Genomic DNA, 16,665 nt, shown 5'->3' on the forward strand with positions numbered 1-16,665 from the left:
GGAGCGGCATGTCGGTGGTCGAAATCCTTGAGGAAGCAGCAGATGGAAAATCGCCACGTCGTGATCATTCCGATCGAGATCGACGAGGAGAAGGAGGCCTCTTATCTCGCCGCGTGGCAGGATGCCGCGGAGGTGATGGCGGCGCAGCCCGGTTTCATTCGGACGTACATGTTCCGCACCATCGTTCCGGGGAGCAAATTCTCTCTCGTCAACGTGGCGGAATGGGAGTCCACCCGCCACTGGGAAGAGGCGATGAACGTCTGCCCGATGATGGGACAGCAGATAGCCGTCGTCCATGCCTCGAACTACGAGGCGATCCGTACGGTCCTGCCCGCGCAGGACCCGGGTGCCGGCGACGGCCGCACGCCCGCCGAGCTGTCTCCTGCCGAGGCGCATCGCCGCGCCGAGGACGGGGAACTCACGCTGGTCGACGTCCGTGAAGACGATGAATGGGCGGGGCGTCACCCGGCCGACGCCGTCCACGTCGCGCTCGGCACGCTGGCCTCGTCGCTGTCGGATCTGCCTGACGGCCCACTGGCCTTCGTCTGCCGCACGGGCAACCGCAGCGCGCAGGGCGGCGTGCAGGCGATCCGCGCAGGCCGGTCCTCCGTCTACAGCGTGGCAGGCGGCCTGGAGGCGTGGGAGGCGGCGGGGCTGCCGGTCGTCGTGCCTGGCCGATAGGGCGCGGTCAACAATGCCGATCGCGTCGCAGTTGCGGTGCGTGAGGGCTGACGAAAGCAGAACCGGAACATAACCGTCGCATACCTCCGCCGGCATGAGGCCGGCCGGGTGCGCCGCCCGCTCGCAGTCTTCGGGAAATTCGCTGCCGCCATTCCATGCGGTGATCGTTTATGTAATGGCTGACGCGAATTTCCCGGAGCTGCGGCGGCCCTTCAGCAAGACAGAATTACCCGGGTATGCCATCCCGGAGAGGAGCAACACCATGTTTATCGACACCCTGGAGTTCGAGGGACTGGGCAACCGTAGTTATCTGGCTGGGGGGCGGAGAGGGGCGGTCGTGGTCGATCCGCCGCGGGACGTCGATCAGGTGATCGCCCTCGCCGCCCGGCGAGGAGTGCGCATCGCCTACGTGGCGGAGACGCACGTGCACAACGACTACGTCACCGGGGGGCTGGAGCTGGCCCGCCTCACCGGCGCCCGCTACCTCGTCCCGGCCGGCGCCCAGGTCTCCTTCACCCGCACGCCTGTCGCGGACGGGGACGTGTCCGAGGTGGACGAGGACCTGGTGCTGCGTGCGATAGCCACCCCGGGCCACACCCCGCACCACACCTCCTACGTCCTGGAGGAGAAGGGACGCGCGGTGGCTGCTTTCACAGGCGGCTCGCTGCTGATCGGCTCCGTGGGACGTCCGGACCTGGTGGACCCGCGACTGACCGAGCAACTGGCCCGAGCGCAGCACGCCTCCGTCCACCGCTTGGCAGCGGCACTCGACGACGAGGTGCCGGTACTGCCCACGCACGGTTTCGGCAGCTTCTGTTCCTCCTCCCAGGCCGAGGGCGATGCGAGCACGATCGGCCAGGAACGTACCAGCAACGACGCCTTCACCCTAGAGGCGGACGCCTTCGTCAGGCAGGTCCTGGCCGGGCTGGAGAACGTGCCCGCCTACTACACGCACATGGGCCCGGCCAACGCCGCCGGCCCCGCGCCCGTCGACCTGACCCCGCCCGAGCCCGCCGACGCCGCACAGATCGCCGAACGGCTGGCGGCGGGCGAGTGGGTGGTGGACCTGCGCAACCGGGTCGCCTTCGCCGACGGTCACGTGGCCGGATCGTTCAACTTCGAGGCCACCGGCAAGCTGGCCACCTACCTGGCCTGGCTGATCCCGTGGGGCAAGCCGGTCACCCTGCTCGGCGACACCCCGGCCCAGATCGCCGACGCGCAACGCGAGCTGACCCGGGTCGGCATCGACCGCCCGGCCGCCGCCGCCACCGGGGATCCCGCCACCTGGGTCCGCCAGGGGGAACGGCTCGCCTCCTTCCCCCGTGCCGACTTCGCCGACCTCGTCGGCGCACACGAGCGCGGCGAGGACGTGGTGGTGCTGGATGTGCGCCGCGACTCCGAACGTGCAAACGGCTTCCTCACGGGCTCCGTGCACATCCCGCTCCACGAACTGCATAGCCGGAGCGGCGAGGTGCCGGACGGAACGGTGTGGGTGCACTGCGCCGGTGGGATGCGCGCGGCGATCGCCGCATCCCTCCTGGAGGCGACCGGACGAAAAGTCATCGCCATCGATGACGGCTTCGACGCCGCCGCCGACACGGGCCTGAGCATCACCCGGCCCTGACACCCCCTGCTCCACCTGCACAGAAGGCACACGATGTTCCTCTCATGCCACGGTCCCGGCCCACTCGGCCCCGAACAGGGCCACTCGCACGTCACCGGCACCGGGCCGGTGGCCGGCGACAGCGGGCGAATAGCATGACCGTCCTGATCCTGGCCCTGACCGCAGGAGCCGTCGTCGGCCTGGTGCTCGGCGCCCTCGGCGGTGGCGGCAGCGTTCTGGCGGTGCCCGCGCTGATCTACCTGCTCGGCTTCACCCCCGCCGCAGCCACCACCGCCAGCCTGATCATCGTCACCGCCACATCCCTGACCGCCCTGTACGCGCACGCCCGGGCCGGGCACGTGCGGTGGAAGGCGGGAGCGGCGTTTGCAGCCGCCGGGATTCTCCCGGCGGCTGCCGCCGGAGCCGCCGCCGCCCACCTGCCCCAAACCGCTCTCACCGTCGCCTTCGCCGCCATAGCCGCCCTCTCCGCCATCAAAATGCTCCGGCCCGTCGGCACAGCCCGCCTCAAAGAGGGCGGCGTACGGCCGGGCAAGGCGGCCGGTGCCGGCGCCGCACTGGGCGCACTGACAGGGCTGCTCGGCGTGGGCGGCGGCTTTCTCGCCGTCCCCGCCCTGGTCACCGTCCTGGCCTTCGAGATGGACGCCGCGGTCGGCACCAGCCTGCTGGTCATCGCGGTCAACTCGCTGGCCTCCCTGGCCACTCGCTCGGGCACCGCTGCCTCGCTCGACTGGGCGCTGATCGGCCCGTTCATCGCTACCGCGATCCTGGGCGCCTGGTACGGCAAGCGCATCGCCGCGAAGGTCTCGGCAACCCACCTGCAGCGCATCTTCGCCATGGTCCTGCTGGCCGTGGCCGCCTTCATGCTCGCCGACGCCGTGACGTGACGGCGGCTCGGCCCGCGACACCTTCGACGGCCCGCATCCGCCCGGTATCCCCGGCCGCCACCTGCCCTCCTCTCTGGTTGGCCTCCCACGTGACGAGCTTTCTCGGCACCGGGATCTCGCCGCCACAAGGGCGCGGCGGTGGGCTGCAGCGCGTACGCCGACTGATCGGTTCCGGGCGCGGGGCCGAGGTAGGTGTGGCCGGCCATGCGGCACCAGGCGGGCAGGTGGAGCGGGGAGGCATGGTCTTGGCGATGACGTGGACGCCGGCGCCCGGCTCGGCGTTGCGGATCTGTTTGCGCAGACGGAGCAAGAGGCTGATCCAGAGCGGGCCGGTGCCGTCGACGGTGATGTCCGCCCTCGGCACGGATGCCGCGGTCATCGGGACAGGGTCTGGGTGACGCGCCACAGCCGGCGGTGCACGAGATCCTCGCCTGGCTCGCAGCACACGACCTGAAAGTCGGGGACTGACTCAGTGACGCGTGTCCTACTGCTGTCCCGGAAGCGGCTGGCAACCCGTAAGCGCGTCCCTACAATCCGGGGGCGCGCGTGCGGGTTCCTGTCGTTTGGCACCCAGGATTCCTGAAACCTGCGCGCCCTGGCCTGCGGCGAGCTGGAGACGGTGTCCCGCCTCGCACTGCCGGTGCTGTTCGTGCAGTTCACCAACCACAGCCTGGGCTGGATCAAGATGCTCCAGCATCTCTACACCGGCCGCCGCTACTTCGGCGTCGACCCCGGTACCATCGACGCGGTCGCCGTCGCCGGAGCATGTGGCGTGGAGGCGTACGCGGTCCGTTCCCTCGCCGAACTCGCCGCTCACGTCGCGGACTTCGCGCCGCGGCCGCGGCCGCTGTACCTGGACGTCGAGGTACCCCACATGATCGACTACACGCCCCCGGTGCCCGCCTGGGACCGCGGCCCCTCCGGCGACGCCGAACGCCCCGTGTACTGACGGCACGCGGCGGAGCGTGGACCCGGAGCGGCAACAGGACTGAACGGACAGGACGGACCAGTGACGGAACAGCAGCCGGAGGCCTCATCCGGGAGCGTGGGCAAGGCGTCCGCGCGCCGCCGCTCGGAAGAGGTTTACCGGATCCTGCGCCAGGAGATCGTCGACGGCGTCCTGCGGCCCAACGCGCCGCTCGTGGAGGACGAGATAGCGGCACGCCTCGGTGTCTCACGCACCCCGGTCCGCGAGAGCATGCAGCGGCTCATGGCCGACGGCCTCATCCGTTCACAGCGGCGCCGCTGGGTCGTGCACGAGTACACCCCGCAGGAGATCAGGCACCTCTACGAGGTCCGGGCCGGTCTCGAAGCCCACGCGGCAAGGCTGGCCGCCCTGCGCACCACCGCCGAGGAGCGGGCGGAGATCACCCGCTGGCGGGAGCGGATGACCTCGCCGACCGTGGACTCCCTGTGCGACCGCGCCTCCAGCAACGACGCCTTCCACGACACCATCACCGCTGCCTCCGGCAACCCCCGGCTGCTGGAGATGATCCACGCCAACCGGCTCTTCCACTTCAACAAGCGCATCGCCGCGCTCTACAGCCCCGAGGAGATCGCGGTCACCTCGCGGCAGCACGGTGACCTCATCACCGCGGTCTGTGACGGCGACGCGGACCGCGCCGGGGAGACCGCCCGCGAGCACACGGAGTACTCCCTTGAAATCATCCTGAAGCGGCTGTTCTGACGTTCTGAATCTCGTTCAGGCAGTGTCGGGCAGGTCCCCCCGGCGGGACGAGCGGGCCGATCGTGCGCCGGGGCGCTCGCGCACTGCTCCGAGGTGAGGCATGGGCAGTTGCTCGCCGGGTCGGGGGCCATCGGGGGGTCAGCTGAGGCCGGCGCGGATGGCGTACGGCACCGCTGGCCGGAATCATCGTGAACGGTTCCATCCGCGACGTCGCCGCACTCCGGGCTCTGCCCATCGGCGTCAAGGCCCTCGGCAGCACCCCACGACGCAGCCGCAAAGAAGACACCGGAGAGCGCGACGTCCCCCTCACTTTCACAGGAGCCACCTTCACACCGGGCCGACGGCTGGTCGGCGACGACGACGGAATCGTCATCCTCCCGGCGGACGAGGTACCGGAAGCAAGCGCGGCGGCGATGAAAGGCAGGAGTGGGTCATAGCCGGGTGGCTGTGCGGATCAGCTTGGCGAGGGCGAGGGAGTGGCTGTGGGCGGGCCAGGCGATGTGGGTGACGACGGGGGGCGCGTCGGTCAGGGGGACGGCGGTGTGTTCGGCCCACAGCCAGGCGCGGGCGGAGTCGGGGAAGACGGCCAGGGTGCGCCCGAGGGCAATCAGTTGGGCCAGTTGGGTCTGGTCGTGGATCTCGGGGCCCGGGCCGGGTGCGTATGTGCCGTTACGGGCCCAGCGGGCGAGCGGTAGGCCGGGGATGTCGCTGATGTCGGCCAGGGACAGCGTCTTGCGTGCGGCGAGGGGGTGCGTCGCGGGCAGGATGGCGATCTGCCCCTCGCTCATCAGTTCCTCGCTGTCGAACCCGGCGACGGAGTTGAACGGTGTGTGCATGAGGGCCACGTCGGCGCGGCCGTCGCGCAGCATCTCCCCCTGCTCACACGTGCCGCTCGGCAGCACCTCGATCTCGGCGGCGTCGGGCTCGGCCGCGTAGGCGTCGAGGAGCTTGTGCAGCAGTTCGTGGGCGGCGGCGGCCTTGACCGCCAGCACCAGGCGGTCGCGGGGGCCGCCCGGACGGTCGGCGCCACCGGCGCGGCGGGCGCGGCGGGCGGCGGCGGTGGTCGCGTCGAGGGCTGCGCGGCCCTCGTGCAGCAACACCTCTCCGGCGCCGGTCAGGGAGACACCGCGGCGGTTGCGGGTCAGCAGGGAGACACCGAGGCGTCGCTCAAGCTGCTGGATCGCCCGGGACAGCGGTGGCTGGGCCATGCCGAGGCGCTCGGCGGCACGGCCGTAGTGCAGTTCCTCCGCGACGGCGATGAAGTACCTCAGTTCGCGGGTCTCCAAGGTGTCCATGGCCGCAAGCATACGTCGGTGATACCTGCCGGGTATGACAGGGCACTGTATCGGTGTTGGATGCGCCGCTCGTCGGCGGGCGAACATCGACGGCACGGGCGAAGCGAAGTCCGCGCCGGGGACCGGCGCGGACAAGGGGTGCCGTTGACGAACGGCGCACCACGCGGAAGGCCGCCCTCCGCAATATCCGGCTCAGCAGGAAAGACACAGGCATGAACACACCCTCCGCGTCACTGCCCGGCGGCACCTGGACCCTGGGCGATCTGACCGTCACCCGCTTCGGCTACGGCGCCATGCAACTCGCCGGCCCCGGGGTCATGGGCCCACCCGCCGACCACGACGGTGCGCTCGCCGTCCTGCGCGAGGCCGCCGCCCTCGGGATCACCCACATCGACACCGCCGGCGCCTACGGACCACGCGTCACCAACCGGCTGATCCGTGAAACGCTGCACCCCTATCCCGCATCGCTGCACATCGTGACCAAGGTCGGGGCGGTCCGCGACCAGCAGGGCGGCTGGCCCCCTGCCCGGCAGCCCGAAGACCTGCGCCGCGCCGTCCGCCAGAACCTTGAGGACCTCGGGCTCGATTCGCTCGACGTGGTCAACCTCCGGCTCGGCGACGCCCAGGGCCCCCGGACCGGCTCGCTCGCCGAGCCCTTCGAGACCCTCGTCGAACTCCAGCAGCAGGGCCTGATCCGGCATCTCGGGGTGAGCAACGTGACGGCGGAACAGGTCGCCGAGGCGCAGGCGCTCGCGCCGATCGTGTGCGTGCAGAACATGTACAACCTCGCCTACCGCCAGGACGACGAGCTGATCGACGATCTCGCCGACAAGGGCATCGCCTACGTGCCCTTCTTCCCGCTCGGCGGCTTCACACCTCTGCAGTCCACGGCGCTTTCCGCCGTGGCCATCCGGCTGGATGCGACGCCGATGTCGGTCGCCCTGGCCTGGCTGCTGCGGCGGTCGCCGAACATCCTGCTCATTCCCGGCACCTCGTCGGTGGTGCACCTGCGCGAGAACGTCGCCGGCGCGGGACTCCCGCTCTCCGACGAGGACCTCGCCGAGTTGGACGAGATCGGCCGTTAGCAGGACACAGCCCGGCCTCCCGGCAAGACCGAGGGGCAGTGGCGGATGATGTGATGCGGGCCTCACCGCTGGTGACCGAGGGCCGTGTTCGCACATGCTGCTGCGCGGTGGAGCCACCGGAGGCGGCTCCACCGCCAGGGTTGAAGTTCTGAGCGACATCGTGACGTGGCCCGAGGTCGCGGATTACGCCAGTTGTCGGGCCACGGCGTCCCGCGCGACGTGTATTCAGCGCTTTTCGACTGCTGTTCGTTCGCCGCGGCCATCGAGTACCTGCGCGGCACCGGGGCCACCTTGCCTGACGTGACGGATGCCTCCAGCGCCCTTGACGGTGCCCAGGAGACGGTCAAACGCGCGACGATCTCCGCGTGGCCTCAGCTCGGCGGTTTGCCGGGCTGGGCGCGATGGGCTTCTCCGGTCTGCCGTGCCTGCTCTGCGATCCGGTGCAGTACCGCGATATGCGCCTGAAGTGCGTGGCGACCGGTGTTGCTGAGGTTCAGCCAGGTCCGTGGGCGGTTACCCACATAGCCCTTCCGGACTTCGATGTGTCCGGACGTGCTCAAGGTCTTCACCTGCTTGGACAGCGCCGAATCGGTCAGGCCGACCGAGTCCCGCACCCATCCGAACTCGGCCCACTGAGTCGCCGCGAGCAGCGACACGATGGACAGCCGTGTCGGATCCACGAGCAGCGGGGACAGTTCGGCTTCAGCCATTGGGGAGACTTCCCGCAGGGGGGAGACTTGCCCGCGCGGTGGCCACTGCCCGCCGGCCTGGCCAGGCCGGCGCGGAGCCGAGGACCGAACCCGATCAGTGCGATGGCCAGGACCGCGCCGAGGACCGTGCTCAGGCAGGACACGTGGACATCGAGTCCCATCAACACCACGGAGGCCGCTACCACCGCGGCGATGGTCAGCCATGCGATGAGAACGAACTTCGACGAGATCGCCCCCCGGCTCCGGCCGCTGCTCGCCGAAGTGTCCGCGAACTTCCCCGGAATTGTGCGTGATCGGTAACGGCCGGATCCGGTGGCCGCAGTCCGTCGTCCTGTCAGTTGATCGGAAGGCGACCACAGGTCGGCGAGGAACTGCGGGAGAGTGGGGCGGACATGGCACGGCGGCGCAACAGGCGGGGCTGGTACGGCAAGGCGGTCGGGGCCGCGCTCGGCGTGACGGTGCTGGCCGTCGGCGCCTCGGTGTGGACCGCGCAAGCCGGTGTCGTGGGCGGCTCGTCGCCTCAGGCGGCTGCCTCGGCCTCGCCGAGCAGTGACGTCAGACCGGTGGACGTGACCATCGCACACGCCTCGGACAAGGGGGCGCGCGGCGTCAACATCACCATCGACGACGGCCCCGACCCCGAGTGGACCCCCCAGGTACTGGACCTGCTGCGGGAGCAGGGGGTGAAGGCCACGTTCTGCATGACGGGGACGCAGGCGCAGGCCCACCCGGACCTCGTGAAGCAGGTGGTCGCGGCCGGTCACCGGCTCTGCGACCACAGCGTGTCGCACGACACCACCATGGACACCAAGTCCGAGGCATACCAGTCACGGGAGATACTCGACGCCGAACGCATGATCACTGAGGCGTCCGGTGGCGTACGGCCCATGTACTACCGGGCGCCCGGCGGGGCCTTCACCCCCTACAGCCGCAAGCTGGCCGCCTCCCGGGGCATGCGCCCGCTGGGCTGGAACGTGGACTCCAAGGACTTCGAGCGGCCGGGCACGGACGCCATCATCGCCACCGTCGAACGGGAACTGCCCAATGGGCCGACACTCCTCTTCCACGACGCGGGCGGCGACCGCTCCCAGACCGTCGAGGCCCTGCAACGGCTCCTCCCCGAACTCAGGGCACAGGGCTACTCCTTCGGCTTCCCCGTGCGCTGAGCCCCAGCCCCGGCCGATCCGCGTAACGACGGCCGATCCGCACTCGACGATGGCCGATCCGGGTCGACGACGGCCAGGGCATCGTCGGCAAGGTCGGCCCGTGGCGCTGCGAGCGGGCCTGAAGTGGTACGTCCGCTTCGTCCGGGCCGGTGTCGTGTCGGGGCGGGTCGAGGTGGGTCGGGTTCAGGGATTCAGGCACTCAGATACTCCGGGGCGGCGCGGTCGGTGTGGTGCTTGCCCTGGCGGACGAGGTGGCGGGTCCGCTGGTCCTCTGCATGGCGCGGGCTATGGTGCGTATCTCGCTCAGGACGGTCGCCACGGCCGGTACGTTCGCCATGTCGGGCCACAGCAGGGCGTAGGAACGCCGCAGCGGCCAGCGCCGTAACGGCCGGTACACCAGCCCGGGGGCCACATGGGCGTCCAGCGACAGCTCGCTCATGAGGCTGATGCCGAGCCCGGCGGACACCAGTGACTGGATGGCGATCACATCGTCGACGGTCGCCGCGATCCTGGGCTGGAAACCCAGGTTCGTGCAGGCCGCCATGAACCGGTCCCGGAAGCTCTCCATCACCCAGTCCCGGCCGGCGAGTTCCGCGAGGTCGACGGTGTCGCGTCCGGCCAGCGGATCGTCGTCGCGCATCAGTACGTAGCGGCGGTCCGTCATCAGTTCCAGGCGGAGCATGGCGCTCTCGCCCTCGGGCAGGTCCTCGTTCTCCCAGTTGCAGAGCAGACCGAGGTCGGCCTCGCCGGCGCGGAGCATCCGGCGGGCCTCGACCGGCTCCGCCTGGATGACGGTCACCCGTACCTCCGGATGGCGCGCCCGCAGCCGGACCACCAGGCGCGGCAGCAGTTCCACACAACTGCTCTGGAAGGCGACCATCCGTACCAACCCGCCACCCCGTGCCACCACCGAGGAGGTCTCCTGCTCGGCGGCGCGCAGCACGGCGAAGATGCTGTCCGCATGGCGGACGAGGGTCTGGCCCGTCTCGGTCAGTTGCAGTCCCCGCCCCACCCGGGTCACCAGGGGCGCGCCCACAGCCTGCCGGAGTCTGCGCATCTGATAACTGACGGCCGGCTGCGTATAGCCGAGGGATGCCGCGGCGGCCGTGTAGGAACCGGTCCGCGCGACTTCCGCCAGGACTTCCAACTGGTGCACGTCCAACACGCTGGAACTATAAACGACCTTGATGACTTCGAAAAAAGATCCTCGTTGGACACGGTCGAGCAGGTCGTATGAAATACGGGAAGTTCGAGGCGCGTTCATCCCGCTCTCCGGAGGAGTCCCGTGTGACCAGGACCGCTGAAGCCCCTTCCGTCATTGGTGAGGAAGGCGGCACCCGCCCGCTCGTCGAGATCCGGGGCGTCGACAAGCACTACGGCGACACCCAGGTATTGCACGGCATCGATCTCGAAGTCGCCGCGGGCGAAGTGGTGGTGGTCATCGGCCCTTCCGGATCGGGGAAGTCCACCCTGTGCCGTTGTGTGAACCGGCTGGAGAGCACGACGTCGGGGACGATCAGCATCGACGGCGTACCCCTGCCGGCCGAGGGCCGGGCTCTCGCCCGGCTCCGCGCGGACGCGGGCATGGTGTTCCAGTCCTTCAACCTCTTCGGGCATCTCACCGTCCTGCAGAACCTCATGCTGGCGCCGGTCAAGGTCCGCGGCATGGACAAGGCCGCCGCCAGGAACCGCGCCCACGAGCTGCTGGCCCGGGTCGGACTCGCCGACAAGGGCGACGCGTACCCCGCGCAGTTGTCCGGCGGCCAGCAGCAGCGCGTGGCCATCGCCCGCGCCCTGGCCATGGACCCCAAGGTCCTGCTCTGCGACGAGCCGACCTCGGCCCTGGACCCCGAGATGATCCAGGAAGTTCTCCAGGTCCTGGCCGAACTGGCCATGGAGGGTATGACCATGATCGTCGTCACCCACGAGATGGGATTCGCCCAGCAGGCCGCGGACCGCGTCGTGTTCATGGACGAGGGCCGGATTCTGGAGATCGCACCGCCTTCAGAATTCTTCACAAACCCGAAACATGAGCGCGCCGCCGAATTCCTCTCGAAAGTCCTGCGTCACTGACCGCCGCCCGGCGGTGCCCCTCGCGCCGCATTCCGCAGAGCGCGCGCCGCAACTCTTCAGGGCGCGCCGCACCCCCAGGCCCCGACCGGTCCGATGGCCGTCGCCCGGGGCTTCCCGAGACCGCCGCCGCTTCGCAGCCACCCCTCCCCCCTGGGCCGAAGCGGCGGCCCCCCTCCGTACGCACCGGACTGCCGTACAGCCGTCCGGCTCCCCAGCACCTCACCGCAACTGTCCATCCCCGCCAGAGGATTCCCTCATGAACGTCACCGGACCCGAGCCCCGTTCTCTCGGAAGGAGCGCGGCGGCAGCCGTCGCGCTCATCGCGGCGTGCACGCTCACCACCGCGTGTTCCGGCTCCTCGTCCGCCACGGCGAAGGTCCCCGGCGCGCCCGCCTCCCACGGTGGCGGAACCGCGGCGAGCAAGGTCATCGACCAGCTCATCGCGGACGAGAAGCAGGCCGATCCCTCGCTGATGCCGGCCGGCTCCACGGCCGCCGAGATCCAGCAGCGCGGCACGCTGAACGTCGGGGCCACCCAGACGGCCGCCCTCTTCTCCCTGCTCGATCCCACGACCGGCAAGGTGGAGGGCTTTGACGCCGGGCTGTGGCAGTTGCTCGCCAAGTACATCATCGGCAAGCCCGAGGCGAAGCTGACCAACGTCACCAGCGCCACCCGCGAGGCGCTGCTGAAGAACCACTCCGTGGACGCCGTCTTCGCGACCTACACCATCACGCCGGAGCGGTCGAAGGTCGTCGGCTTCGCGGGTCCCTATTACTCGGACGGCCTCGCCCTCGAAGTGAAGAAGGACAACGACTCCGTCAAGTCGCTGAAGGACCTCGACGGCAAGGTCGTCGTCACCGAGTCCGGATCGACCGCCTCCACGGTCATCAAGAAGGAAGCCCCCAAGGCGAAGATCCAGCTGTTCGACACCAACACCGAGTGCCTGCAGGCGCTCCAGCAGGGCCGCGCCGACGCGTACATCCTCGACCAGGGGATCCTGGCCGGTAACGCCAGCACCAACCCCGACGTCAAGGTCCTCGCCGGCACCTACAGTTCGGAGCCCTACGGCATCGGACTGCCGATCGACAAGCCGGACTTCAAGAAGTTCGTCAACGACTGGCTGCAGAAGATCGAGGCCGACGGCACCTGGGCCAAGCTCTGGAAGAACACCCTCGGTACGCAGGTGCCCGGCCCCGTGCCGACACCGCCGAAGATCGGCTGACCCGGCATGGACGTCATCACGTCCCATCTGGACGTCTTCGGCGGTGGCCTGCTGGTCTCCCTGGAGATCAGCGCCTGCACCTTCGTGCTGGCGGGATTCCTCGGCCTCGTCCTGGCGGTGTTCCGGATCAGCCCGGTGCGGCCGTTGCGCCTCTTCGCCCGGCTGTACGTGTCCTCGGTGCGCAGCGTGCCGTTGCTCGTGCTGCTGACGCTGTTCGTCTTCGGGCTGCCGGAGATCGGACTGGTGTACTCGCTGTTCTGGACCGCGGTGACGGCCATGAGCCTGTACTGGGCGGCCTTCTTCTGCGAGACCGTCCGCGCGGGTGTGCGCGCCGTGCCGGTCGGACAGATCGAGGCCGCCCGGGCCCTGGGCTTCACGTTCGGGCAGGTCCTGCGCCTGGTGGTGATGCCACAGGGACTGCGGTCCATCGTCCAGCCGCTGGCGTCGCTGCTGATCGCCGTACTGCTCAACTCGTCGCTCGCGGCGGCCGTCGGCGTGACGCAGGAACTGACCGGACAGACCCAGCTGCTCGACCAGCAGTACGCGCAGCCGCTGATCACCTTCGGCGCGGCAGCCCTCTGCTACGTGGTCTTCACCCTCGCCATCGGCCGCTTCGCCGCCCTCCTCGAACGCAGGCTGGTGGTGCTGCGATGACGTCGCCCGTTCAGGCACCTCCCGGTCCGGCGCCCGTCGCTCCGGCCGCCTCCGCACCGCTCCAGAAGGCACCCGCCGCGCGGCGCCTGACCGCGCTGTGGGACCGGCTGGACGACGACGACACCCAACTCTTCGACGTGCCAGGACCCCGCGGGCGGCGCCGGATCGCCCTCGCCACCGTGGTGTCGCTGCTGGTCATCGCCGGGTTCGTCGCGGCCGCACTGCATCAGTTCGCAGCGGGCGGCCAGCTGGACGCGGCGAAATGGCAGCTGTTCGGGCAATGGCCCGTCCTGAAGTATCTGCTGACCGGTCTGTGGGCGACCGTCGAGGTCACCCTGGTCAGCGGCGCGATCGCACTGCCGCTGGGCGCGCTGCTGGCGCTGGCCCGGCTCGCCCGGACGCCCCTGCTGCGGATCCCCGCCACGGTGTACGTCGAGGTCCTGCGGGCCGTACCACTGCTGCTGCTGGTGTACGCCTTCCTGTTCGGCCTGCCCGGCACGGGTGTCCAGATGTCGCTGTTCTGGATGCTGGTGTGGCCGATCGTCATCACCAACTCGGCCGTCTTCGCCGAGATCTTCCGGGCCGGTGTCCGAGCCGTCCCCAAGGGGCAGAGCGAGGCCGGTGCCGCCCTCGGGTTCGGGCACTGGTCCACCATGCGGCTGATCGTGCTGCCGCAGGCCATCAGGCAGACCGCGCCCGCGCTGGTCAGCCAGCTGGTCCGGCTGCTGAAGGACAGCACTCTCGGGTACGTCGTCAGCTTCCCCGAGCTGCTCCAGTCGGCGAAGGTGCTCGGCGAGTTCAACCACACCGTCATCCAGAGTTTTCTCGTGGTGGCGCTCGCCTTCGTCATCGTCAATGTCGCCCTGGCGTTCTCGGCGAGCCGCTTGGAGCGATGGCTGGGCGGCGGCAGCGGCCGCCCGAACGGCACCCGCAGGGCACGCGCGGCCTGACGCGGCCCGGCGGTCACATGTCGGCCGGGCCGAGACGTGCCGTGGGACGTCCGTACGACCACTGCGTACGGATTGCCCGCGTGCCGCTCGGCCCCTCGCCCCGGACCCGCCGCCACGGGTCCGGGAGCCGCCCCGCTCGGACACCCCCGGCCGAGCGGGGCGGTCACTCCAGCCACCGCGTGGCAGGCCCGCCGCTGCCCCCGTACCGACCTGACCAGTCATCAGATCGGTGCCCTTCCGACCCGTCCAAGGCGCCCGATCCACCTGATCTGCCGGATCCGTGTGATCCACGGTGTTTCCGGCGTGCCTTGCCGGGCGCCACCCCCATCCGAGAGAGAAGAGAGCGCATGTGTCGACTTCTGGGTGTCGTCGCCGGACAACCGCAGCGGATCGGCGGCCTGCTGGCCGACGATCTCGACCCGTTCCTCGCCCTGGCCTGTGAGCACCGGGACGGATGGGGGCTGGGGCTGCGCTCCGGCGACGGCACGGTGCGGAGCGTGAAGGACCCCGAGCGCGGAGACACCAGTGACCGGCTGCGCGCGCTTCTCGACGCCAGCACCACCGACATGGCCCTGCTGCACCTGCGGATGGCCAGCCAGAGCTTTCCCGTCTCGCCCGCCAACACCCACCCGTTCGGTGACAGTTCCGTCGCGTTCGCCCACAACGGCGACTTCGTGCCCTCCACCGCGCTCGACGGGGTGATCGGGCCCGAGCTGCTGGCGACGGCCGAGGGGGACACCGACAGCGAGCGCTTCTATCTCGCCGTACGCCGCCGCTTGGACGAAGGGATCGATCCGGTCAAGGCTGTCCTGCAGACCGCCGGCGACATCCGCACGAGAGCCGATGGCTTCGTCAGCCTGAACTGCCTGCTGCTGACGCCTGACGCGCTGTTCGCCTACACCGAGCACGACCCGGACTCCGAGGTCATCGGCCGTCGCGGTCCGGGCTACTTCGGCATCCACTACCGCCAGACCCCGGACGCGGTCGTCGTCGCCTCCACCGGCTGGCCGCACCCCGCCCCGGAGTGGAGTGTCCTGCCCGAACGCCATGTGCTGGAGATCAGGCCGGGCACCCTCGACGTCACCGTGTACGGCGGTTGAGCCGCGCACCGCTTCCGGACGGTTTTCGGACTGCTTCCGCAGGGCTTCCGGCCCGCTGCCGTCGCCCGCAGCGCCGTCGCCCACACCTCCTCATGACGGCCGCAGCCGCCGAGTACGTAGCTGATGCCAGGTCCGGCCGTCCGCCGTGTCCGTGTTCGTGCTCGCGTCAGTGTTCGCGTTCGTGTCCGTGTTCGTGGAACGTGGTCTGATCCTCATCCTGATCGTGGTGCGGCTCGGTTCAATGCGCGCGGAAGGGCCGGAAGAATGCGCGGAGTTCTTCCGCGTAGCGTTCCGGCTGCTCGAACGGGGCGAAGTGACCGCCGTGTTCGGGCTCGCTCAGGTAGGCGAGGTTCGTCGTCCGCTCCAGCCACGCCCGCGGGGGGCGGACGATGTCGCCGCGGAAGAGGGAGAAACCTGACGGCACCTCGACTCGTCGGGCGAGTTGCGAGGGGTCGATCGCGGCGTTCGCGTGGTACATCCGCATGGACGAGCCGATGGTGCCCGTCAGCCAGTAGATGGTGACGTTGGTGAGGATCTCGTCCTTGGTGTAGACGCGCTCGATGTCGCCGTCGCAGTCGCTCCAGGCCCGGAGCTTCTCGACGATCCACGCGGCGAGCGCGACCGGCGAGTCGGTGAGCCCGAACGCGACGGTCTGCGGCTTCGTACGGTGCATCGCCCCGTACGCGCCTTCGCTCGCCCCCCAGGCTCCGGCCTGCTCGAACCAGGCTCGTTCCTCGGGTGTCAGCTCCGCCGGATCGCCACGGAAGACGGGCAGGCCCCCGTCCATGCGGTGCACCGCCATGACCCGCTCGGGGTGGTCGAGGGCGAGGTAGCGGCTGACGTGGCTGCCGACGTCACCGCCTGCCGTGCCGAACCGTTCGTAGCCGAGCGTGGTCATCAGCTCGGCCCACAGTCCAGCCACATCGCGGGAGTTGAGCACGTCACCGGTGGGGCGGTCGGAGTAGCCGTAGCCCGGCATGTCGGGAACGATCACATCGAAGGCGTCGGCCGGGTCCCCACCGTGTGCGCCCGGGTCGGTCAGCAGCGGGATGACCTTCGCATACCGCCAGAACGAGTCCGGCCAGCCGTGGCACAGCACCAGCGGCAGCGCGGCGCCGGCCGACGCCGCGGCCCGCGCGTGCACGAAGTGGATTCCGAGACCACCGACGCGTACCCGGAACCGGGGCAGACGCGCAAGCTTCGTCTCCTGGGCCGGCCAGTCGAACTCTTCCGCCCAGTACGTCACCAGCTCGCGCAGGTAGTCGAGGTCCGTACCGAGGGACCAGCCCGCGTGCGCGGGTGCGTCCGGCCAGCGGGTCGCGCGCAGGCGGGTCCGCAGATCGTTCAGGGCGGCGGGATCCGCCGTCGGCGCGAAGGGCTCGGGTGGGGGCGCGAAGGCATCAGGGGCGTGCGTCATGGGACTCATTCTCCTCCTGGCGCGGTCGTCTTATGGTGACGGGTTCGCCGACGTGGGTGCGGCTGACGTGGAGCCGCCGGTGGGCGACCATCATGACGCCGTCGGCGGGCACCTCGC

17 protein-coding genes are annotated in these 16,665 nt (G+C 70.0%); 13 read left to right on the forward strand and 4 right to left on the reverse strand.

The features are described from left to right. Positions 1-42 precede the first annotated feature (42 nt). From ACFY2B_RS06090 to ACFY2B_RS06115, 6 genes are all read left to right on the forward strand, one after another. Positions 43-681 (forward strand): rhodanese-like domain-containing protein, encoded by a 639-nt coding sequence (locus ACFY2B_RS06090; RefSeq protein ID WP_390761925.1) that lies wholly within the window; start codon positions 43-45, stop codon positions 679-681. Between the two features lie 262 nt (positions 682-943). Beyond that, positions 944-2,305, forward strand: a complete 1,362-nt coding sequence (locus tag ACFY2B_RS06095) for a rhodanese-like domain-containing protein (protein WP_390761926.1) — start codon at positions 944-946, stop codon at positions 2,303-2,305. A 134-nt stretch (positions 2,306-2,439) separates the two neighbouring features. Further along, positions 2,440-3,189, forward strand: coding sequence for a sulfite exporter TauE/SafE family protein (locus tag ACFY2B_RS06100; protein ID WP_390761927.1), 750 nt, complete (start codon positions 2,440-2,442; stop codon positions 3,187-3,189). 610 nt (positions 3,190-3,799) lie between these two features. Continuing rightward, complete coding sequence (locus tag ACFY2B_RS06105) at positions 3,800-4,138, forward strand: thiamine pyrophosphate-dependent enzyme (protein ID WP_390761993.1); 339 nt, start codon at positions 3,800-3,802, stop codon at positions 4,136-4,138. 60 nt (positions 4,139-4,198) lie between these two features. Beyond that, positions 4,199-4,876 (forward strand): GntR family transcriptional regulator, encoded by a 678-nt coding sequence (locus ACFY2B_RS06110; protein ID WP_390761928.1) that lies wholly within the window; start codon positions 4,199-4,201, stop codon positions 4,874-4,876. 185 nt (positions 4,877-5,061) lie between these two features. Next, a complete protein-coding gene (locus ACFY2B_RS06115; RefSeq protein ID WP_390761994.1) occupies positions 5,062-5,313 on the forward strand; it encodes a hypothetical protein in 252 nt (83 codons plus the stop codon). On the opposite strand, the gene ACFY2B_RS06120 is transcribed toward ACFY2B_RS06115, so the two are convergent. Next, complete coding sequence (locus tag ACFY2B_RS06120) at positions 5,308-6,171, reverse strand: LysR family transcriptional regulator (protein WP_390761929.1); 864 nt, start codon at positions 6,169-6,171, stop codon at positions 5,308-5,310. The genes ACFY2B_RS06115 and ACFY2B_RS06120 overlap by 6 nt on opposite strands. A gap of 212 nt (positions 6,172-6,383) precedes the next feature. On the opposite strand from ACFY2B_RS06120, the gene ACFY2B_RS06125 reads away from it, so the two are divergent. Further along, the gene (locus ACFY2B_RS06125) at positions 6,384-7,256 is read left to right on the forward strand and encodes an aldo/keto reductase family oxidoreductase (protein ID WP_390761930.1); all 873 of its coding nucleotides are present in this window, start codon (positions 6,384-6,386) and stop codon (positions 7,254-7,256) included. 371 nt (positions 7,257-7,627) lie between these two features. Here ACFY2B_RS06125 and ACFY2B_RS06130 read toward each other — a convergent pair whose 3' ends face one another. After that, a complete protein-coding gene (locus tag ACFY2B_RS06130; protein ID WP_390761931.1) occupies positions 7,628-7,966 on the reverse strand; it encodes a winged helix-turn-helix domain-containing protein in 339 nt (112 codons plus the stop codon). Positions 7,967-8,358: 392 nt separating this feature from the next. Between ACFY2B_RS06130 and ACFY2B_RS06135 the strand changes: the two genes are divergently transcribed. Next, positions 8,359-9,132: a polysaccharide deacetylase family protein gene (locus ACFY2B_RS06135; protein WP_390761932.1), complete on the forward strand. Its 774-nt coding sequence runs from the start codon at positions 8,359-8,361 to the stop codon at positions 9,130-9,132. A 199-nt stretch (positions 9,133-9,331) separates the two neighbouring features. Here the strand turns inward: ACFY2B_RS06135 and ACFY2B_RS06140 are convergent, their stop codons facing one another. Then, positions 9,332-10,297, reverse strand: a complete 966-nt coding sequence (locus ACFY2B_RS06140) for a LysR family transcriptional regulator (RefSeq protein WP_390761933.1) — start codon at positions 10,295-10,297, stop codon at positions 9,332-9,334. Between the two features lie 122 nt (positions 10,298-10,419). Between ACFY2B_RS06140 and ACFY2B_RS06145 the strand changes: the two genes are divergently transcribed. The 5 genes from ACFY2B_RS06145 (at position 10,420) to ACFY2B_RS06165 (ending at position 15,131) form a co-directional block, all read left to right on the forward strand. Beyond that, a complete protein-coding gene (locus ACFY2B_RS06145) occupies positions 10,420-11,205 on the forward strand; it encodes an amino acid ABC transporter ATP-binding protein (protein WP_390761934.1) in 786 nt (261 codons plus the stop codon). Positions 11,206-11,461: 256 nt separating this feature from the next. After that, a complete protein-coding gene (locus ACFY2B_RS06150; protein ID WP_390761935.1) occupies positions 11,462-12,427 on the forward strand; it encodes a glutamate ABC transporter substrate-binding protein in 966 nt (321 codons plus the stop codon). A gap of 6 nt (positions 12,428-12,433) precedes the next feature. After that, positions 12,434-13,081 carry an amino acid ABC transporter permease gene (locus ACFY2B_RS06155; protein ID WP_390761936.1) on the forward strand — a complete coding sequence of 216 codons (648 nt, stop codon included), beginning with the start codon at positions 12,434-12,436 and terminating at the stop codon, positions 13,079-13,081. Then, positions 13,078-14,031 (forward strand): amino acid ABC transporter permease, encoded by a 954-nt coding sequence (locus tag ACFY2B_RS06160; RefSeq protein ID WP_390761937.1) that lies wholly within the window; start codon positions 13,078-13,080, stop codon positions 14,029-14,031. Before ACFY2B_RS06155 ends, ACFY2B_RS06160 begins: the two co-directional genes overlap by 4 nt. Positions 14,032-14,378: 347 nt before the next feature. Beyond that, entirely contained in the window at positions 14,379-15,131 is a 753-nt protein-coding gene (locus ACFY2B_RS06165; RefSeq protein WP_390761938.1) for a class II glutamine amidotransferase, read from the forward strand. Positions 15,132-15,369: 238 nt separating this feature from the next. Here ACFY2B_RS06165 and ACFY2B_RS06170 read toward each other — a convergent pair whose 3' ends face one another. Beyond that, positions 15,370-16,548, reverse strand: a complete 1,179-nt coding sequence (locus ACFY2B_RS06170) for an epoxide hydrolase family protein (protein ID WP_390761939.1) — start codon at positions 16,546-16,548, stop codon at positions 15,370-15,372. Positions 16,549-16,665 lie beyond the last annotated feature (117 nt).

The organism is Streptomyces sp. NPDC001270, assembly GCF_042896695.1.
Taxonomy (GTDB): domain Bacteria; phylum Actinomycetota; class Actinomycetes; order Streptomycetales; family Streptomycetaceae; genus Streptomyces.

Coding starts and splice junctions, on each gene's coding strand:
- ACFY2B_RS06170 (WP_390761939.1), bottom strand. CDS start 16,548: ATGACGCACGCCCCTGATGCCTTCGCGCCCCCACCCGAGCCCTTCGCG.
- ACFY2B_RS06135 (WP_390761932.1), top strand. CDS start 8,359: ATGGCACGGCGGCGCAACAGGCGGGGCTGGTACGGCAAGGCGGTCGGG.
- ACFY2B_RS06130 (WP_390761931.1), bottom strand. CDS start 7,966: ATGGCTGAAGCCGAACTGTCCCCGCTGCTCGTGGATCCGACACGGCTG.
- ACFY2B_RS06090 (WP_390761925.1), top strand. CDS start 43: ATGGAAAATCGCCACGTCGTGATCATTCCGATCGAGATCGACGAGGAG.
- ACFY2B_RS06150 (WP_390761935.1), top strand. CDS start 11,462: ATGAACGTCACCGGACCCGAGCCCCGTTCTCTCGGAAGGAGCGCGGCG.
- ACFY2B_RS06160 (WP_390761937.1), top strand. CDS start 13,078: ATGACGTCGCCCGTTCAGGCACCTCCCGGTCCGGCGCCCGTCGCTCCG.
- ACFY2B_RS06100 (WP_390761927.1), top strand. CDS start 2,440: ATGACCGTCCTGATCCTGGCCCTGACCGCAGGAGCCGTCGTCGGCCTG.
- ACFY2B_RS06165 (WP_390761938.1), top strand. CDS start 14,379: ATGTGTCGACTTCTGGGTGTCGTCGCCGGACAACCGCAGCGGATCGGC.
- ACFY2B_RS06120 (WP_390761929.1), bottom strand. CDS start 6,171: ATGGACACCTTGGAGACCCGCGAACTGAGGTACTTCATCGCCGTCGCG.
- ACFY2B_RS06155 (WP_390761936.1), top strand. CDS start 12,434: ATGGACGTCATCACGTCCCATCTGGACGTCTTCGGCGGTGGCCTGCTG.
- ACFY2B_RS06125 (WP_390761930.1), top strand. CDS start 6,384: ATGAACACACCCTCCGCGTCACTGCCCGGCGGCACCTGGACCCTGGGC.
- ACFY2B_RS06095 (WP_390761926.1), top strand. CDS start 944: ATGTTTATCGACACCCTGGAGTTCGAGGGACTGGGCAACCGTAGTTAT.